The sequence below is a fragment of the Cupriavidus yeoncheonensis genome, from assembly GCF_905397275.1.
Taxonomy (GTDB): Bacteria; Pseudomonadota; Gammaproteobacteria; order Burkholderiales; family Burkholderiaceae; genus Cupriavidus; species Cupriavidus yeoncheonensis.
Map to the genome: position 1 here is coordinate 228,630 of NZ_CAJPUY010000003.1, position 19,310 is coordinate 247,939.

At 65.0% G+C, this 19,310-nt stretch carries 15 protein-coding genes; all 15 read left to right on the forward strand.

Going from position 1 to position 19,310, the window contains the following annotated elements; all coding sequences use genetic code 11:
• The first annotated feature begins 206 nt into the window (after window positions 1–206).
• The 15 genes from KHO22_RS05450 to KHO22_RS05520 all read left to right on the forward strand — a co-directional run bounded on the left by KHO22_RS05450 (window position 207) and on the right by KHO22_RS05520 (window position 19,310).
• Complete coding sequence (locus KHO22_RS05450; protein ID WP_211946086.1) at window positions 207–725, forward strand: ATP synthase subunit I; 519 nt, start codon at window positions 207–209, stop codon at window positions 723–725.
• 235 nt (window positions 726–960) lie between these two features.
• A complete protein-coding gene (gene atpB, locus KHO22_RS05455) occupies window positions 961–1,827 on the forward strand; it encodes a F0F1 ATP synthase subunit A (RefSeq protein WP_211946087.1) in 867 nt (288 codons plus the stop codon).
• Window positions 1,828–1,881: 54 nt separating this feature from the next.
• Complete coding sequence (gene atpE / locus KHO22_RS05460; RefSeq protein WP_013958389.1) at window positions 1,882–2,148, forward strand: F0F1 ATP synthase subunit C; 267 nt, start codon at window positions 1,882–1,884, stop codon at window positions 2,146–2,148.
• Window positions 2,149–2,246: 98 nt separating this feature from the next.
• Window positions 2,247–2,717 (forward strand): F0F1 ATP synthase subunit B, encoded by a 471-nt coding sequence (locus KHO22_RS05465; RefSeq protein ID WP_211946088.1) that lies wholly within the window; start codon window positions 2,247–2,249, stop codon window positions 2,715–2,717.
• 2 nt (window positions 2,718–2,719) lie between these two features.
• Window positions 2,720–3,259: a F0F1 ATP synthase subunit delta gene (locus tag KHO22_RS05470; RefSeq protein WP_211946089.1), complete on the forward strand. Its 540-nt coding sequence runs from the start codon at window positions 2,720–2,722 to the stop codon at window positions 3,257–3,259.
• Between the two features lie 38 nt (window positions 3,260–3,297).
• Window positions 3,298–4,839 (forward strand): F0F1 ATP synthase subunit alpha, encoded by a 1,542-nt coding sequence (gene atpA / locus KHO22_RS05475; RefSeq protein WP_211946090.1) that lies wholly within the window; start codon window positions 3,298–3,300, stop codon window positions 4,837–4,839.
• Between the two features lie 74 nt (window positions 4,840–4,913).
• The gene (atpG, locus tag KHO22_RS05480) at window positions 4,914–5,789 is read left to right on the forward strand and encodes a F0F1 ATP synthase subunit gamma (protein ID WP_211946091.1); all 876 of its coding nucleotides are present in this window, start codon (window positions 4,914–4,916) and stop codon (window positions 5,787–5,789) included.
• A gap of 33 nt (window positions 5,790–5,822) precedes the next feature.
• Window positions 5,823–7,226 carry a F0F1 ATP synthase subunit beta gene (atpD, locus tag KHO22_RS05485; RefSeq protein WP_013958384.1) on the forward strand — a complete coding sequence of 468 codons (1,404 nt, stop codon included), beginning with the start codon at window positions 5,823–5,825 and terminating at the stop codon, window positions 7,224–7,226.
• Window positions 7,227–7,325: 99 nt separating this feature from the next.
• A complete protein-coding gene (locus tag KHO22_RS05490) occupies window positions 7,326–7,742 on the forward strand; it encodes a F0F1 ATP synthase subunit epsilon (RefSeq protein ID WP_211946092.1) in 417 nt (138 codons plus the stop codon).
• Between the two features lie 675 nt (window positions 7,743–8,417).
• On the forward strand, window positions 8,418–8,858 hold the full coding sequence (locus KHO22_RS05495; protein ID WP_230426746.1) for a CoA-binding protein: 441 nt from the start codon (window positions 8,418–8,420) through the stop codon (window positions 8,856–8,858).
• A gap of 38 nt (window positions 8,859–8,896) precedes the next feature.
• Window positions 8,897–9,853 carry an alpha/beta hydrolase gene (locus KHO22_RS05500; RefSeq protein WP_211946093.1) on the forward strand — a complete coding sequence of 319 codons (957 nt, stop codon included), beginning with the start codon at window positions 8,897–8,899 and terminating at the stop codon, window positions 9,851–9,853.
• 80 nt (window positions 9,854–9,933) lie between these two features.
• Complete coding sequence (gene hemE / locus KHO22_RS05505) at window positions 9,934–11,025, forward strand: uroporphyrinogen decarboxylase (protein WP_211946094.1); 1,092 nt, start codon at window positions 9,934–9,936, stop codon at window positions 11,023–11,025.
• Between the two features lie 534 nt (window positions 11,026–11,559).
• Window positions 11,560–13,845: a primosomal protein N' gene (locus KHO22_RS05510; protein WP_211946095.1), complete on the forward strand. Its 2,286-nt coding sequence runs from the start codon at window positions 11,560–11,562 to the stop codon at window positions 13,843–13,845.
• Window positions 13,846–14,044: 199 nt separating this feature from the next.
• Entirely contained in the window at window positions 14,045–18,013 is a 3,969-nt protein-coding gene (gene putA, locus KHO22_RS05515) for a trifunctional transcriptional regulator/proline dehydrogenase/L-glutamate gamma-semialdehyde dehydrogenase (RefSeq protein ID WP_211946096.1), read from the forward strand.
• 145 nt (window positions 18,014–18,158) lie between these two features.
• On the forward strand, window positions 18,159–19,310 hold the full coding sequence (locus KHO22_RS05520; RefSeq protein WP_211946097.1) for a branched-chain amino acid ABC transporter substrate-binding protein: 1,152 nt from the start codon (window positions 18,159–18,161) through the stop codon (window positions 19,308–19,310).

The window sequence follows — 19,310 nt, forward strand, 5'->3', positions numbered from 1 at the left end:
ACCATCATGCGTCAGGCGAGTTGCGCAATCCAATTACGTCAGGCGTCGTTGCTGCGCAATTTCAACGAAGCCATCATGCAATCGTGATGGCAACCATTGTGCAGTTTGCCATTGCAAGCAAACTGTAAGCACATTGACGCGACTCAGTATTTCCCCTTAAAATCGTGCGGTTTGAATTCTGGTCGGGCCGAAAAGTTCCGGCCCGGATGAGGCAGGCAGTAGTGGTACGAGAACGTCAGCAGCAAAACGATTCGCGTCAGGTAAACGCCCGCAGTGATGATTGGGATTTTGACGCAGAACGTGAAGAAGAAGCTGTCGATCCGCTGTCACATGCCGACGCGGTGACGCTGTTTGGCGAGCGCGCGTTGCGCCCTTCGCGCATGACCCCCGGCAAGATCGTGCTGGCGCAGGTGGTTGTGACCCTGCTGTCGGCATTGTGCTGGGCGCTGTTCGGCAAGCAGGCAGGGCCATACGGCTGGTCTGCGTTGTTCGGCGGTGCGGTGTGTTTTGTGCCGAGCGGGTTCTTCGCGTTGCGCCTGTGGATGGCGCGCGAGCGGGCCTCGATCGGCGGGCTGGTGATGGGCGAGGCGATCAAGGTGTTCGCCACCGTCGCGCTGCTCGTGCTGGTGGTGGTGCTGTACCGCGATCTGCGTTGGGTGCCGATGCTCGTCACGTTCCTGCTTGCGCTCAAGACGTATTGGGTGGTGGCCATGGTAATTCGGTAGCGCCAGGCCAGCCGCACGAAGTGTGTGCTTTCCGCAGAGGTGGGGCACCAAAACGGAATATCAAGATGCCTGGCGCAGGGTTTCACAGTGGTGAAACCGTGGGCCAACAAAGTTTGACCCGCTTGCATGGCGGTGACCGGCCACGATGGCCGCAGGCAATGCAAGACGCGTACCGGCTGCCCGCCAATGCGAGGGTGCCGGCTCATCGATTTCGCAATATACCGTTCGTTTCGACATGTCAGAAGCTATCCAAGGCGCCGAACAGGCGCTGACACCCTCCGGCTATATCGCCGAGCACTTGCAGAACTTGAATTCGGTCGGCGGCAAGCAGGCGTCGGTGGTCGATTTCTCCGTCCTCAACTATGACACGGTCTTCTGGTCCGTGCTGTGCGGCGCCATCGCCGTGATCTTCCTCTTCGCTGCCGCGCGCCGCGTCCAGGCGGGCGTGCCGGGCCGCTTCCAGGCCTTCGTCGAGATGATCGTCGAGATGGTCGACGACCAGGCCAAGGGCATCATTCACGGCGACCGTTCGTGGATTGCTCCGCTGGCGCTGATGGTGTTCTGCTGGATCACCGTGATGAACGCCATCGACCTGATTCCGGTCGACTGGGTCACCGGCCTGAACAGCTTCCTCGGCATTTTCCACATCCATCTTCCGCACCACCGCGCCGTGGCCACGGCCGACCTGAACGGCACGCTGGGCATGTCGTGCTCGGTGCTGGTGCTGATGATCTACTACAGCTTCAAGATCAAGGGCGCGGGCGGCTTCATGCACGAACTGTTCTCGGCCCCGTTCGGCGCCAAGTGGTACCTGGCTCCGTTCAACCTGATCCTGAACATCATCGAGTTCCTGGCCAAGGCCGTGTCGCTGGGCATGCGGTTGTTCGGCAACATGTATGCCGGCGAACTCGTGTTCCTGCTGATCGCGTTGCTGGGTTCCATCTGGACGTTCAGTGCCGACCTGTCGGCACTGGGCTTCGTCGGCCACGTCGTTGCCGGCACGGTCTGGGCGATCTTCCACATTCTGATCGTGCTGCTCCAGGCATTCATTTTCATGATGCTGACGCTGGTGTACATCGGCCAGGCTCACGATCACCACTGATTTTTGGTTTTTTGGTTTTTTGGTTCTAAGTCTCTCTAAATTAAAGGAGTCATCATGCAAGCATTTCTCGCCAACATCCAGGGTCTGACCGCCATCGGTATCGGCATCATCATCGGTCTGGGCGCAATCGGCGCCTGCCTGGGTATCGCCCTGATGGGTGGCAAGTACATCGAAGCCTGCGCACGTCAGCCTGAACTGATGAACCCGCTGCAAACCAAGATGTTCCTGCTGGCCGGCCTGATCGACGCGGCATTCCTGATCGGTGTGGGTGTTGCAATGCTGTTCGCCTTCGCCAACCCGCTGCTGGCTGTCATCAAGTAATTCTTTTCGGTCTGCATGATGCTGACGGGCGGCGCGGGCCACTAGCCTGGCCGCCTTTGCGCATTTATCTGTAGTTTGATTACCGAAAGGAACACACCATGAATCTGAACGCAACGTTTTTTGCGCAGATGGTCGTGTTCTTCATCCTGTGGTGGGTTGTTGCCAAATTCATTTGGCCGCCGCTGGTGAAGGCGCTCGACGAACGCGCAAAGAAGATCGCCGATGGCCTCGCCGCTGCCGAGAAGGGCAAGGCCGAGCTTGAACTCGCCAACAAGCGTGTGGACCAGGCTATGGCCGAAGCCCGCACCGAGGGTGCTCAACGCGTCGCTGACGCCGAGAAGCGCGCCCAACTGACGGCGGACGAGATCAAGCAGAACGCCCAGGCAGAAGCCGCACGCATCATTGCCCAGGCCAAGGCCGAGGCAGAGCAGCAGGCAGTCCGCGCACGCGAACAGCTGCGCGACCAGGTTGCCGTGCTGGCAGTCAAGGGTGCCGAGCAGATCCTCAAGCGCGAAGTGAACGCGCAGGTCCACACCGACCTGCTCAATCAACTCAAAGCTGAGCTCTAATCATGGCCGAAACCGCAACCATTGCCCGTCCCTACGCTGAGGCGCTGTTCCGCGTCGCCAGCGAAGCCGGCAATCTGGGTGCATGGTCCGAGCTGGTGTCGGAGATGGGGCATATTGCCGCCAACCCCGACATGAAGGCGCTCGCCGACGATCCGAACGTTCCCGGCGACAAGCTGACGGAACTGTTCCTGTCGGTGGTGAAGTCCCCGGCGAATGACGAGGCACGCCGCTTCGTCAAGCTGCTGGTGGAAAACAACCGCCTGACGGTGATGCCGGAAATCGCCGAGCAGTTCCATGCGCTCAAGAATGCCCGCGAAGGCTCGTCGGACGTCGAGATCACCAGTGCTTTCCCGCTGGATGGTCAACCACTGAACGACCTGATCGCTGCGCTCGAACGCAAGTTCGGCCGCAAGCTGCACGCGAAGGTGGCGGTAGATCCGTCCCTGATCGGCGGCGTGAGCGTCAAGGTCGGCGACGAAGTGCTCGACACCTCCGTGCGTGCGCGCCTGGCTGCCATGCAAACCGCGCTGACCGCCGTCTGATCGGCCGTCCGTCGGATTGAAGAATTAGGAGCATTGTGATGCAACTGAACCCCTCAGAAATCAGCGAGCTGATCAAGTCCCGCATCTCGGGTCTTGGCGCTGACGCTGAAGTGCGCAACACCGGCACGGTAATCTCCGTGACCGATGGTATCTGCCGCGTGCACGGCCTGTCTGGCGTGATGCAGGGCGAGATGCTGGAATTCCCGGGCAACACCTTCGGCCTCGCGCTGAACCTCGAGCGCGACTCGGTCGGCGCCGTGGTGCTGGGCGACTACGAACACATTTCGGAAGGCGATACGGTCAAGTGCACCGGCCGCATTCTGGAAGTGCCCGTTGGCAAGGAACTGCTGGGCCGCGTGGTGAACACGCTGGGCCAGCCGATCGACGGCAAGGGCCCGATCAACGCGAAGGAAACCGACGTGATCGAAAAGGTCGCGCCGGGCGTGATCGCGCGTCAGTCGGTGAGCCAGCCGGTGCAGACCGGCCTGAAGTCGATCGACGCGATGGTGCCGATCGGCCGTGGCCAGCGTGAGCTGATCATTGGCGACCGCCAGACCGGCAAGACCGCCGTGGCTGTCGACGCCATCATCAACCAGAAGGGCAAGGGCGTCTTCTGCGTGTACGTGGCAATCGGCCAGAAGGCTTCGACGATCGCCAACGTGGTACGCAAGCTGGAAGAGCACGGCGCGATGGAATACACCGTCGTCGTGGCCGCCGCCGCTTCGGACTCGGCCGCCATGCAGTACCTGGCTGCCTACGCCGGTTGCACGATGGGCGAGTACTTCCGCGACCGCGGCGAAGACGCGCTGATCGTTTATGACGACCTGACCAAGCAAGCCTGGGCCTACCGCCAGGTGTCGCTGCTGCTGCGCCGCCCGCCGGGCCGCGAAGCCTACCCGGGCGACGTGTTCTACCTGCACTCGCGCCTGCTGGAGCGTGCCGCGCGCGTGAACGAACACTATGTCGAGCAGTTCACCAAGGGTGCCGTCAAGGGCAAGACCGGTTCGCTGACCGCGCTGCCGGTGATCGAAACGCAGGCCGGCGACGTGTCCGCGTTCGTGCCGACCAACGTGATCTCGATTACCGACGGTCAGATCTTCCTGGAAACCGACCTGTTCAACGCTGGTGTCCGTCCCGCCATCAACGCCGGTATCTCGGTGTCGCGCGTGGGTGGTGCTGCGCAGACCAAGGTGGTGAAGAACCTGGCCGGTGGTATCCGTACCGACCTGGCCCAGTACCGTGAACTGGCTGCGTTCGCGCAGTTCGCTTCGGACCTGGACGACGCCACCCGCAAGCAGCTGGAGCGCGGCCGCCGCGTGACCGAACTGCTGAAGCAGGCGCAATACCAGCCGCAGCAGGTGTGGCAGCTGGCCGCGTCGCTGTTTGCTGCGAACAACGGCTTCCTCGACAACGTGGAAGTGAAGGACATTCTCCCGTTCGAGAAGGGCCTGCACGACCATCTGAAGACCAAGTACGCCGACCTCATCAACCGTATCGAAGACACCAAGGTGCTGTCGAAGGAAGATGAACCCGCCCTGCGTGCCGCGATCGAGGATTTCAAGAAGTCCGCCGCGTTCTAACCGCGCAATTCCCCGACACCGCCGCCGCGCCTGGCTAACGCCGGCGCGGCGCTGGTTCGGACGGAGAGGAAAGTATGGCCGGAACGAAAGAGATTCGAACCAAGATCAAGAGCGTGCAGAACACGCGCAAGATCACCAAGGCGATGGAGATGGTCGCCGCGTCCAAGATGCGCAAGGCGCAGGAACGGATGCGCAATGCCCGTCCCTACGCCGAGAAAGTGCGTAACATCGCGGCGCACCTGGCTTCTGCCAACCCCGAGTTCAAGCACCCGTTCATGCAGGAGCGCGAAGTCAAGCGCGTCGGCATGGTCGTGGTCACGACCGACAAGGGGCTGTGCGGCGGTCTGAACACGAACGTGCTGCGTGCGGTGACCAACGAGCTGAAGAGCCTGCAGGGTCGCGGCGTGGATGTGCAAGCGACTGCCATCGGTGGCAAGGGCATGCAGTTCCTGGGCCGCATCGGCGCCAAGGTGGTCTCGAATGTGGTGCAGCTCGGCGACACCCCGCACCTGGAAAAGCTGATCGGCGCGATCAAGGTCCAGCTCGACGCATTCACCAATGGTGAAGTCGATGCGGTGTACATCGCGTACACCAAGTTCATCAACACGATGAAGCAGGAACCGATGGTTGAGCAGCTGCTGCCGCTCGCCGCCGACAAGCTGTCGCAGACGGAAGAGGAGAAGCGCGCCTACTCGTGGGACTACATCTACGAACCTGACGCGCAGACCGTGGTGGAAGAGCTGTTGGTCCGCTACGTCGAGGCGCTGGTGTACCAGGCCGTGGCCGAGAACATGGCGTCCGAGCAGTCGGCGCGCATGGTGGCCATGAAGGCGGCATCCGACAATGCCAAGAACGTGATCGGCGAACTGCAGCTGGACTACAACAAGACCCGGCAGGCAGCGATCACCAAGGAACTGTCGGAGATCGTCAGCGGTGCAGCAGCGGTCTGAGGCGTCAAGAATTCAAGCTATCGGAGATACGAAATGAGTATCGGAAATATTGTGCAGTGCATTGGCGCCGTGGTGGACATCGAGTTCCCGCGCGACGCAATGCCGAAGGTGTACGACGCGCTCGTGCTGGAAGACAGCGGCGAAACGTCGTTCGCCGAGAAGGGCCTGACGTTCGAAGTCCAGCAGCAGCTGGGTGACGGCGTGGTCCGTACCATTGCTCTCGGTTCGTCGGACGGCCTGCGCCGCGGCATGCCGGTGAAGAGCACCGGCGCACCGATCTCGGTGCCGGTGGGTCAAGGCACGCTGGGCCGCATCATGGATGTCCTGGGTCGCCCCATCGACGAAGCTGGCCCGATCGCTTCCGACGAGCGCCGCGCGATTCACCAGAAGGCACCGAAGTTCGACGAACTGTCGCCTTCGACCGACCTGCTGGAAACCGGCATCAAGGTGATCGACCTGATCTGCCCGTTCGCCAAGGGCGGCAAGGTGGGTCTGTTCGGTGGTGCCGGCGTGGGCAAGACCGTCAACATGATGGAGCTCATCAACAACATCGCCAAGCAGCACAGCGGTCTGTCGGTGTTCGCCGGCGTGGGCGAGCGTACCCGTGAAGGGAACGACTTCTACCACGAAATGAAGGACTCGAACGTGCTCGACAAGGTGGCCATGGTGTTCGGCCAGATGAACGAGCCGCCGGGCAACCGTCTGCGCGTGGCACTTTCCGGCCTGACCATGGCCGAGAAGTTCCGCGACGAGGGCCGCGACATCCTGTTCTTCGTCGACAACATCTACCGCTACACGCTGGCCGGTACCGAAGTGTCCGCACTGCTGGGCCGTATGCCTTCCGCCGTGGGCTACCAGCCGACGCTGGCTGAAGAAATGGGCAAGCTGCAGGAGCGTATTACGTCGACCAAGACCGGCTCGATTACGTCGATCCAGGCCGTCTACGTGCCTGCGGATGACTTGACCGACCCGTCGCCGGCTACCACCTTCCTGCACCTGGACTCGACCCTGGTGCTGTCGCGTGACATCGCCGCTCTCGGTATCTACCCCGCAGTGGACCCGCTTGACTCGACCTCGCGTCAGATGGACCCGCAAGTGGTTGGCCAGGAGCACTACAACGTCGCGCGCGCCGTGCAGCAGACCCTGCAGCGCTACAAGGAACTGCGCGACATCATCGCGATTCTGGGCATGGACGAACTGTCGCCGGAAGACAAGATGGCCGTGAACCGCGCGCGTAAGATCCAGCGTTTCCTGTCGCAGCCGTTCCATGTGGCCGAAGTGTTCACGGGTTCGCCGGGCAAGTACGTGCCGCTGAAGGAAACCATCCGTGGTTTCAAGATGCTGGTGGATGGCGAGTGCGATCACCTGCCCGAGCAGGCGTTCTACATGGTCGGCTCGATCGACGAAGCCTTCGAGAAGGCCAAGAAGCTCCAGTAAGCCTCGCTTTGACGCTCCCGCACTCCGGTGCGGGAGTGGCGGCTTGCTGCTTCGCGCGGCCTGCCGTCAGAAGTGAAGCGAACGGACAAAGGAATTCATATGGCAACCATTCTTGTAGACGTCGTCAGCGCGGAAGCGTCGATCTTCTCCGGTCCGGCGAAGTTCGTGGCGCTGCCGGGCGAGTCGGGTGAGCTGGGCATTCTGCCGGGCCACACGCCGCTGATTACGCGCATCCAACCGGGCGCCGTGCGCATCGAGAAGGAAGACGGCAGCGAAGAGTTCGTGTTCGTTGCCGGCGGCATTCTCGAAGTGCAGCCGAAGCATGTCACCGTGCTGGCCGATACCGCCATCCGCGGTACCGACCTGGACGAAGCCAAGGCGCAGGAAGCCAAGCGTGCCGCCGAAGAGCTGATGCAGAACCAGAGCAGCGATCTGGACATTGCACGCGCTCAGAGCGAACTCGCCGTGGCCGCTGCGCAACTGGCTGCCATCGCCCGTCTGCGTCGTAAAAAGTAAGCAGCTAGCAGTACCTGGCGCACTGTTGTTTTTTTGGTGCGTCAGCCAAAAAAAGGCAGCCACGCGGCTGCCTTTTTTGTTGGGCTGGAGATATTCTTCAGCTGTTCTGGACAAAAAAAAGCGCGCGGGCCGGGGAGGCTCCGCGCGGACGGGAAAATCCCTTCGAGGGGTCAATTCGAAGGAACGGGTTCGGTCCAGGACTACTAAGGCGCAGCGCATCACATGCGCACAATCGGCCAACAAGGCCTCGCGCCACCGGGTCTTCCTGGTTCCGGCCAGCAGGCATCGCCTGCTGGCTCGGAAAATCGGGGATCACTACCAAAGGCTTTCTTCAGCGTCCCATCTTCTGACTTCTCGCTTCTTCGCGGGACGCGCTTCACCAAACGTCGGTGTGTCAATGCATTGTGGGGGAAAGTCCCTGCAATGGCAGTAACAAAATGTATCCTTTTGCAAGAAGTTGAAAGCCGGGTCGCTGCAAATGGAGCGTTATACGCACATTGCCCAGAATTCTGGTTACTTTTTTGCAAATTAGATGCCTGATGCGCATCATTTACCCCAGTGTCGCATGTGCGATGGCGAACCAAGCGACGCTTGCGGCGCTGTTTTTCGTTCGCGGTTACGATTGCTCCAGTTTTCACTCTGCCTGGCGCCTGCCGCGGCAAACCAACGGAGCACATGATGACAGGGATGCAGGACGCGATCCGCAAGATGCTTGGCATGAAGACCGTGGCCATTGTTGGCCTGTCGGACCGTGCCGACCGTCCAAGCCATGAAGTTGCCGAATTCCTGCAGCAGCATGGCTTCCGCATCGTGCCGGTGAACCCGCGCCATGCCGGCGAGCGTATTCTGGGCGAGCCCTGTCACGCCTCGCTGGACGCCGCCGCCGCCGCGCTCCGCTCGCAAGGCGGTCGCATCGACTGGGTCGACATCTTCCGTCGTGCCGACGATACTCCGCCAGTAGTCGCCGAGGCCATTGCCATTGGCGCACGCGGCGTGTGGCTGCAGCTCGGCATCGTGAACGATGATGCCGTTGCGCAAGCCCTTGCGGCCGGACTGCTTGCCGTGCAGGACTGCTGCAGCAAGATCGAACTGACGCGCCAGCTCGAGCAGTCCTGAGCGGCGCGTTATTGCCTGTACCCCTTCCCGTTCCACCGATGGCCATCGATCCGCAACTCCTAGCCTATTTCCGCCGCCAGGCCGAGCAATACGCCGGCCTGCCCGTACCCGTTGATGCGCCGGCGCGGCGCGCGCGCTTTGCCGAAGTGGCGGCCTCGTCGGTGGTGCCGGACACCGCCGGCATCACCTGGACGGATCTCGCGCTGCCGCTGGCAGGCCGCACGCTGACGGCGCGCCTTTTCCGGCCGGCGGCCACCGGTGCCGCGCGGCTGATCGTCTATTTCCATGGCGGCGGATGGGTGGTCGGTTCGCACCAGACCCACCATACCGTTGCCGCGATGCTTGCCGCCGATACCGGCTGCGCGGTGGCCAGCGTGGACTACCGGCTGGCGCCTGAGCATCCGTTTCCGGCCCCGTGCGATGATGCGGTGCAGGCGGTGCAGTGGTTTGCCGCACAGCGCGCAGCGTTGGGCTTCGACACCGGATTCCTGGCCGTGGCCGGAGACAGCGCAGGCGGACATCTTGCCGCCCTCGCGGCTCAGCAGGTCAACGCCGAAGCCGGCCGGCGGGTCGTGGCGGCGCAACTGCTGGTCTACCCCGTCACCGCACCTGTACTCAGCACGGAAAGCTACCGCGCGTTTGCCGACGGTCCGGGCCTGACGCGCGACGAAATGGCCTGGTTCTGGACCCAGTTCATCGGTGCCGATGCGCTCGCGCGTGGCGCGCAGCATGAAGATCCCCGCATCCACCTGATGGCGCAGGCTCCGCACATGCAGCCGCCGGCCACCGCCATCGTCGTGGCGGCCAACGACGTGCTGCGCGATGACGGCCTGGCCTATGCCGACTTCCTCGTCCGCCACGACGCCACCGTGGTCACCATCGAAGCCAGCGGCATGACGCACGGTTTCGCGCGCCTGCAGCCCGATGCCCCGCGTGCCCGCGAATGGATGCAGCGCGCCGCCCAGGCCTTCACCAGTCTCTTCGACGAGGCATAGCGCAGCGATGCCCTGGCACGGCCGCAAAGTGCCGGTGCGCCGTGGCCATCCCTTAGAATGGCGGTCTTACGAGGATGACCATGACCGCACTGCAGAACGACACTTTCCTGCGCGCACTGCGCCGGCAGCCGACTGAATACACGCCGCTGTGGCTGATGCGCCAGGCGGGCCGCTACCTGCCTGAGTACAACGCCACGCGGGCGCGGGCCGGTAGCTTCCTGGGACTGGCCAAGAATCCCGCCTATGCCACGGAGGTGACGCTGCAGCCGCTGGACCGCTATCCGCTCGACGCGGCCATCCTGTTCTCGGACATCCTTACCGTACCCGACGCGATGGGCCTGGGCCTGTCGTTCGCCCAGGGCGAGGGCCCGCGCTTTGCCCGGCCGTTGCGTACCGAAGCCGATGTCCGGCAGCTGGCAGTGCCCGACATGGCGTCGCTGCAGTATGTCTTCGACGCCGTGGCCGAGATTCGCCGCGCGCTGGTCCAGGACGGCCGCCAGCGCGTGCCGCTGATCGGTTTTTCCGGCAGCCCCTGGACGCTCGCCTGCTACATGGTCGAAGGCGGTGGCTCGGACGATTTCCGCACGGTCAAGGCGATGATGTATGGCCGCCCGGACCTGATGCACCGCATCCTGGAGATCAACGCCCAGGCCGTCAGCCAGTACCTGAACGCCCAGATCGAGGCCGGTGCCCAGGCCGTGATGATTTTCGACACCTGGGGCGGTGCACTGGCCGATGGCATGTACCAGGCGTTCTCGCTGGCCTATATGCGCAAGGTGCTGGCTGGCCTGAAGCGCGAGCATGACGGGCAACTGATCCCGGCGATCGTGTTCACCAAGGGCGGTGGCTTGTGGCTGGAAAGCCTCGCCGATACCGGCGCTGACGCGATCGGCCTGGATTGGACCGTCAACCTGGCCGACGCCCGCCGCCGCACCGGTGGCCGCGTGGCGCTGCAAGGCAACATCGATCCCACGGTGCTGTTCGCGCCGGAGGCCGCCATCCGCGAACAAGTGCGTGGCGTGCTGGACAGTTATGCTGCCGCGGGTGGCAGCGATGGGCACGTATTCAACCTGGGCCACGGCATTTCGCAGTTCACGCCGCCGGAAAGCGTGACCGTGCTGGTCGATGAAGTGCATCGCTACAGCCGGCAGCTGCGTGCCCCGCGCGGTTGAACCGGCGTTGTTCCGGAATTGCCCGCGCCACGAGCGCCGGCCGTTGTTTCCTCGCGGTGCAGCGATATTTGTGCGGTTGGCTGTCGGTGCCGCGAAAGGCGCGTCGCTGCGGCTGTCAAGTAAACAATTTCATTCAGAGTCGCCAAAAAGGTGCGGCGGGTTGATTGTGGAGGCTTGACTTATGCACACCAATAGGTTTGCCGCAGTGCAAGAAGGGGTTACCCCTTAACTCATCTGGGGGATGTTTGCAAGGTCTTGATTTTTAAGGAATTGGAAGTTTTTCAACGCCGCTGCGCCGACCAGTGATTCCCTTGTTTTTCGGGCTTTGGCGGCGTCTTGGTGCGACTTTTCAACAAAGTTATCCACAGGCTCGGTGGAATTAGTGGAAAAGCAGTCATCTATCATCGACTTAGGGCCACATTTGAAGTTTTACTTTAAGTTGATGTTGCGCCGCACACAGAGCCTCGACCGATCCCCCTTGCGTTGCATCCTGCACAATCTTTGCGCACGCGCCATGCACCACAACCGCCTGTGATGACGCTGCCAGCCGGCACCGAGCCCTGCCACGCCGGTGTTGTCCGCGTGGCGCTCGATACTCCCGCGGACGACTGCTTCGACTATCTTGCCGGCCCCGACGTGTCGCCGGGTGACCTCGTCGTGGTGCCATTCGGGCGCCGCAGCCTGGTAGGGGTCGCCGTGGCGCGCGCCGCCGAATCCGCCGTACCCGCGGAGCGGCTCAAGCCGGTATCCGCGCGACTGGACTGGCTGCCGCCTCTGACTGAAGAGTGGCGCGATCTGGCGGCATTCGCGGCGCGCTATTACCAGCGTTGTCTCGGCGAAGTGATGTTGCCGGCGCTGCCACCATCGCTGCGCGAACCGGAGGGTTGGCCGCGCCTGGCGCAGCGAGCCCGCACCGAGGCGTACCGTTTGGTGCCGGCACACATTTCCACATTGCTGGCAGCCGTGCCCGCGCGCGCAAGGTCCGTCCGGGCGCTTGCGCAGGCCCTTGCCGACCGCGCCGAAGGCCACGCGGCACCGGCGCCGATGAGTCTGGCCGAGGCGCGCGAACTGTGCGCGGCCGCGCCGGCCAGGCTGGCGGAGTGGGTCGCCGCGGGCTGGGTCGAGGTCCTGGCCGCCGAGCGCACCTTGCTGGCCACAGCGCCGTCGCAGGCCCCGTCGGTCGCGCCGCCCCTGCACGAGGAGCAGCTCGCGGCGGTCGCGGCCATTGGCGCGGCCGCATCGTTCGCGCCGTTCCTCCTTCACGGCGTGACTGGCAGCGGCAAGACCGAGGTGTATCTGCACGCCATGGCGCAGGTGTTGGTACGCGATGCGCACGCGCAGGTTCTGATGCTCGTGCCCGAGATCAACCTGACGCCCCAGCTCCAGTCGCGTATCGCCGCCCGGTTCCCGCACCTGCCGCTGGCCGTGCTGCACAGCGGCCTGGCCGACCAGGAGCGCAGCCTGCAATGGCTGGCCGCCCATCGCGGGGAGGCCCGCATCGTACTCGGTACGCGCATGGCGGTGATGGCGTCCATGCCGTGGCTCGCGCTGATCGTCGTGGATGAAGAGCACGACACGTCCTACAAGCAGCAGGAGGGCCTGCGCTACTCCGCGCGCGACCTGGCCGTGTGGCGCGCCAAGCGGCTCGAGATCCCGGTGGTGCTGGGTTCGGCCACGCCGTCGATGGAGACCTGGTGGCGCGCCGAGCAGGGCGCCTACCGCAAGCTGGTGCTGCGCGAGCGCGCGCAGGCCGAGGCCGCGCTGCCCGCCGTGCGGCTGGTCGACCTCAACCACGAACGGCAGCGCCAGCGCGCGCTGTTCGAAGGCCTGTCGGTGCCGCTGCTGGAAGCCATCGAGGCACGCCTGGCGCGGGGCGAACAGAGCCTGCTGTTCCTGAACCGCCGCGGCTACGCACCGGTCCTGGCCTGCGACAGCTGCGGCTGGCTCTCCGGCTGCCCGCGCTGTTCGGCGTACCTGGTGCTGCACCGGCCCGAGCGGCGGCTGCGCTGCCACCACTGCGGCCTGGAAGCCCCGGTGCCGCACCATTGCCCCGATTGCGGCAATGTGGATATCGCCCCGCTGGGCCGGGGCACGCAGCGCATCGAGGAAGCGCTGGCGGCGCGTTTTCCACAGGCGCGCATTGCCCGCATCGATGCCGATTCCACGCGCCGCAAGGGCAGCGCGCAGGCGATGTTCGACGACGTCCATGCCGGCGAGGTCGACATCCTGGTCGGCACCCAGATGGTCGCCAAGGGGCACGACTTCCAGCGCGTCACGCTGGTCGGTGTGGTCCACCCCGACGCCGCCATGTTCAGCCATGATTTCCGCGCCGCCGAGCACCTGTTCGCGTCGCTGATGCAGGTGGCGGGCCGGGCAGGGCGGGCCGGATTGCCCGGCGAGGTCATCATCCAGACCCGCTACCCGGACGCAGCGGCATTGCAGGCCCTGCAGCGCCATGACTATGATGGATTCGCCGCCGGCCAGTTGCGCGAGCGGCGCCAGGCCGGGTTGCCCCCGTTCTGCTACCAGGTGCTGCTGACCGCCGAACATGGCCAGCTGGAGCGGGCCTTGCAGTTCCTCCAGGCGGTCCGCCGCCTGGCCGACGGCAACGTCCTGGCGCCCGAGGTGCAACTGCACGATCCGGTGCCGATGTCGATGGTCCGCATTGCCGGCCGGGAGCGCGCGCAGATGCTGGTAGAGGCCAGCGCCAGGCCTGTGTTGCAACGGTTTGTCAGCGAGTGGGTGCAGACTTTCTCCGAAGCCGGAGCGGACGCCCGGGGCGTCCGCTGGCAACTGGAGATCGACCCGCTGAGGATCTGAAGGCCGGGTTGCATGGGATTTTGGTGCAACCGTAGCAACCGGTCTTCGAAGGTAGTGGTTGCACTAGGTTGCACCTTTGCGTTTTTCGGGAGTAAGATCGCGCCAGCCCAGAGGTTGCGCAGGTCGGGCCCCCATGCCGTCCGGACACGTTCTGGCGACATCGGCCCCGCAGCCTTGTGTCTTACGGAGAACAGCTCGCATGGCCACCACCACCCTCGGCGTCAAGCTCGACGACGCCTCGCGCGATCGCCTCAAGCGCGTCGCCCAATCCATCGACCGCACGCCGCACTGGCTGATCAAGCAGGCCATCTTCACCTACCTGGAGCAGATCGAGCGCGGCCACCTGCCGCACGAAGCGGCGGCCGGCGGTGCGGCGGATGCCGACGGCGCCGACACGGCTGACCTGGGCCATGCCGATGGCGCGCCCCAGCCCTTCCTGGAATTCGCGCAGAGCATCCAGCCACAGTCGGTGCTGCGCGCGGCAATTACCTCTGCCTATCGCCGCCCCGAGACCGATTGCGTGCCGGTGCTGCTGGAGCAGGCCCGCCTGCCGCAGCAGCAGGCCGAGTCCGCCATCAAGATGGCCAAGAAGCTGGCTACGACCCTGCGCGAGCAGAAGGTAGGCACCGGCCGCGAAGGTCTGGTGCAGGGCCTGATCCAGGAGTTCTCGCTGTCTTCGCAGGAAGGCGTGGCGCTGATGTGCCTGGCCGAAGCGCTGCTGCGCATTCCCGACAAGCCCACGCGCGACGCGCTGATCCGCGACAAGATCAGCGGCGCCAACTGGCAATCGCACCTGGGCCAGAGCCCCTCGCTGTTCGTCAATGCCGCCACCTGGGGCCTGCTGCTGACCGGCAAGCTGGTGGCCACGCATACCGAGTCGGGCCTGAGCAAAGCGCTCACGCGCATCATCGGCAAGGGCGGCGAGCCGCTGATCCGCAAGGGCGTGGACATGGCCATGCGCCTGATGGGCGAGCAGTTTGTCACCGGCGAAACCATTTCGGAGGCGCTCGCCAACGCGCGCAAGTACGAGGCGCAGGGCTTCCGCTACTCCTACGACATGCTCGGCGAAGCCGCGATGACCGAAGAAGACGCCCAGCGCTACCTGGCGTCCTACGAGCAGGCCATCCACGCGATCGGCCAGGCGTCGCGCGGGCGTGGCATCTATGAAGGCCCGGGCATCTCGATCAAGCTGTCGGCGCTGCACCCGCGCTACAGCCGCGCCCAGCACGAGCGCGTGGTCACCGAGCTGTACGAGCGCCTGAAGTCGCTGACGTTGCTGGCGCGCCAGTACGACATTGGCATCAATATCGACGCCGAGGAGGCTGACCGCCTCGAGATCTCGCTCGATCTGCTGGAACGCCTGTGCTTCGAACCCGAGCTGGCCGGCTGGAACGGCATCGGCTTCGTGGTGCAGGGCTACCAGAAGCGCTGCCCGTTCGTGATCGACTTTCTGATCGACCTGGCCCGCCGCAGCCGCCACCGCCTGATGATCCGCCTGGTCAAGGGCGCCTACTGGGACAGCGAGATCAAGCGCGCCCAGGTCGAAGGCCTGGAGGGCTATCCGGTCTATACGCGCAAGGTCTACACCGACGTGTCCTACGTGGCCTGCGCGCGCAAGCTGCTGTCGGTGCCGGACGCGATTTATCCACAGTTCGCCACGCACAACGCGCACACGCTGTCGGCCATCTACCAGATCGCCGGCCACAGCTACTACCCGGGCCAGTACGAGTTCCAGTGCCTGCACGGCATGGGCGAGCCGCTGTACGACCAGGTCGTCGGCCCGATTGCCGACGGCAAGTTCAACCGTCCGTGCCGCATCTACGCGCCGGTCGGCACGCACGAGACGCTGCTGGCCTACCTGGTGCGGCGCCTGCTCGAAAACGGTGCCAACACGTCGTTCGTGAACCGCATTGCCGACGACACCATTTCGCTCGATGAACTGGTGGCCGACCCGGTCGCCGTGGTCGAGACCATGCATCGCGAAGAGGGCACGCTCGGCCTGCCGCATCCGAAGATCCCGTCGCCGCGTGGCCTCTATGGGAAGTCGCGTGCCAATTCGGCCGGTATCGACCTGGCTAACGAACATCGGCTGGCGTCGCTGTCGTCGGCGCTGCTGGCCGGCACCAGCGACCGCGTGGTGGCCGAGCCGATGCTGGGCGTCGAGGTGACGCGCCCAGCCGACGCGGTGTCGGCGCCTGTGCTGAACCCGGCCGACCACCGCGACGTGGTGGGCCATGTCGCCGAGGCCAGCCAGGCCGAGGTCGACGCCGCGCTGCAGGCCGCCGCCAATGCCGCGCCGATCTGGCAGGCCACGCCGCCCGACGTGCGCGCCGCCGCGCTGGACCGCGCCGCCGACCTGATGGAAGCGCAGATGCAGCAGCTGATGGGCATCATCATGCGCGAGGCCGGCAAGACCTTCTCCAACGCGATTGCCGAAGTGCGCGAGGCGGTGGACTTCCTGCGCTACTACGCCGCGGAAGTTCGCCGCAGCTTCGACAACGAGACCCACCGTCCGCTGGGCCCGGTAGTCTGCATCAGCCCGTGGAACTTCCCGCTGGCGATCTTCACCGGCCAGGTGGCGGCGGCGCTGGCCGCCGGCAATACCGTGCTGGCCAAGCCCGCCGAGCAGACCCCGCTGATCGCCGCCGCCGCCGTGCGCATCCTGCGCGAGGCCGGCGTGCCGGCCGGCGCGGTGCAGCTGCTGCCGGGCCGTGGCGAGACCGTCGGTGCCGCGCTGGTGGGCGACGCCCGCGTCAAGGGCGTAATGTTCACAGGTTCGACCGAAGTGGCGCGCATCCTGCAGCGCAATGTCGCCGGCCGCCTCGATGCCGCCGGCCGCCCGATCCCGCTGATCGCCGAAACCGGCGGCCAGAACGCGATGATCGTCGACTCCTCGGCGCTGGCGGAACAGGTGGTGGGCGACGTGGTGAATTCCGCGTTCGACTCGGCCGGCCAGCGCTGCTCGGCACTGCGCGTGCTGTGCCTGCAGGAAGACGTGGCCGACCGCGTGCTCGAGATGCTCAAGGGCGCCATGAACGAGCTGACCATGGCCAACCCGGACCGGCTGTCCACCGATGTGGGCCCGGTCATCGACGACGAGGCGCGCGGCAATATCGTGCGCCATATCGACGCCATGCGCGCCAAGGGCCGCCGCGTGCACCAGGCCGACCCGAACGCCGCGCAGGGCGCGAGCTGCCGCCACGGCACCTTCGTGCCGCCGACGCTGATCGAACTGGATAGCGTCGACGAGCTCAAGCGCGAAGTGTTCGGCCCCGTTCTGCACGTGGTGCGCTACCCGCGCGCTGCGCTGGACACCATGATCGGCCAGATCAACGGCACCGGTTATGGCCTGACGATGGGCATCCACACCCGCATCGACGAAACCATCGCGCAGATCGTGCAGCACGCCGAGGTCGGCAACCTGTACGTGAACCGCAATATCGTCGGCGCCGTGGTGGGCGTGCAGCCGTTCGGCGGCGAGTCCCTGTCCGGCACCGGCCCGAAGGCCGGCGGCCCGCTGTACCTGCACCGCCTGCTGTCGGTCTGCCCGCAGGACGCGGTGGTACGCAGCGTGCGCCAAGCGGAAGCCTCGGGCGCCGCGCCGGCCACGCCGGAGCGCCCGGTCGCCGCGCAGGCCATGAAGGACTGGGCCGAGGCCGAGATGCCCGCGCTGGCCGCCGCGTGCGACCGCTTTGCCGAAGCCTCGGCTGCCGGGATATCGGTGACGCTGCCCGGGCCGACCGGCGAGCGCAACACCTACTCGCTGCTGCCGCGCCACCAGGTGCTGTGCCTGGCGGCGCAGGAAACGGACCTGGCGACCCAGCTGGCGGCCGTCCTGGCCGTCGGCAGCCAGGCCGTGATGGCGGAAAACCCTGTCGCGCGCGGGCTGTTTTCGCGGCTGCCCAAGGGCGTACAATCGCGCGTCCGCCTCGTTGCCGACTGGATGTCGCCCGAGGTTGCGTTCGACGCGGTGATCCACCACGGCGATTCAGACCAGTTGCGCACGGTGTGCGAACAGGTCGCGGCGCGGCCGGGTCCGATCATCGGCGTGCAGGGATTGGCGCAAGGTGAACCGAATATCGCGCTGGAACGTTTGCTGATCGAGCGCTCGCTGTCGGTCAACACCGCAGCCGCCGGCGGCAATGCCAGCCTGATGACGATCGGCTGAGCCGGCGCGGACAGAGTTTGACTTGCGTATGCGCGGCGGCGATCCTGCCGCCATACGCAGCCATAGGGGAGGGGCGCCCAGCCGGCGTTCCCGAAGCGTAGAAAAAACGCAGCAGACAGGCTGAACCAGCCACCAAGGAGAACTGATGACCTCGACATTCCACAAGACGGCCCTGACCGTTGCCCTGACCTTCGCCGGCCTGACCGGTGCCACGGCAGCCTTCGCCCAGGCGCAGGAAATCAAGCTGGGCTTCGCCGCGCCGATGACCGGCGGCCAGGCCCAGTACGGCAAGGACATGCAGAACGGCGTGGTCCTCGCCATCGAGGACATGAACGCCACCAAGCCGAAGATCGGCGGCAAGGACGTCAAGTTCGTGCTGGTGTCCGAAGACGACCAGGCCGACCCGAAGACCGGTTCCGTGGTGGCGCAGAAGCTGGTGGACAACGGCATCCAGGGCATGCTCGGCCACTTCAACTCCGGCACCAGCATCCCGGCTTCGATGGTCTACAACCGTGCCGGCATTCCGCAGATCGCCATGGCGACCGCGCCGGAATACACCAAGCAGGGCTTCAAGACCACCTTCCGCATGATGACCTCGGACACCCAGCAGGGCTCGGTGATCGGCGCCTTCGTGGTGAAGAAGCTGGGCGCGAAGAACATCGCGATCGTTGACGACCGCACCGCCTACGGCCAGGGCCTGGCCGACGAGTTCGAGAAGGCCGCCAAGGCCGCCGGCGGCAAGGTCGTGCGCCGCGAGTTCACCAACGACAAGGCGGTGGACTTCAAGGCCGTGCTGACCAACATCAAGCGCAGCAACCCGGACATCATCTTCTACGGTGGCGCCGAGACCCAGTCGGCCCCGATGGCCAAGCAGGTCAAGGAACTGGGCATCAAGGCCCCGCTGGTGTCGGGCGAAATGTCCAAGACCGACAACTTCCTGAAGCTGGCCGGCCCGGCTGCCGACGGCACCGTGGTGTCGCTGGCCGGCCTGCCGCTGGACCAGATGCCGGGCGGCTCCGCGTACGAGAAGAAGTACGAGAAGCGCTTCGGCAGCAAGGTGCAGACCTATTCGCCGTATGCCTATGACGGCGCCACCGCGATGATGACCGCCATGATCAAGGCCGGCTCGGCCGATCCGGCGCGTTACCTGCCGGTGCTGGCTTCCACCAATATGCAGGGCGTCACCACCAAGACGCTGGCGTACGACGCCCGCGGCGACCTGAAGGACGGTGGCATCACCGTCTACAAGGTGGTGGGCGGCAAGTGGACCGTGCTGGAGACGGTTGGCGGCAAGTAA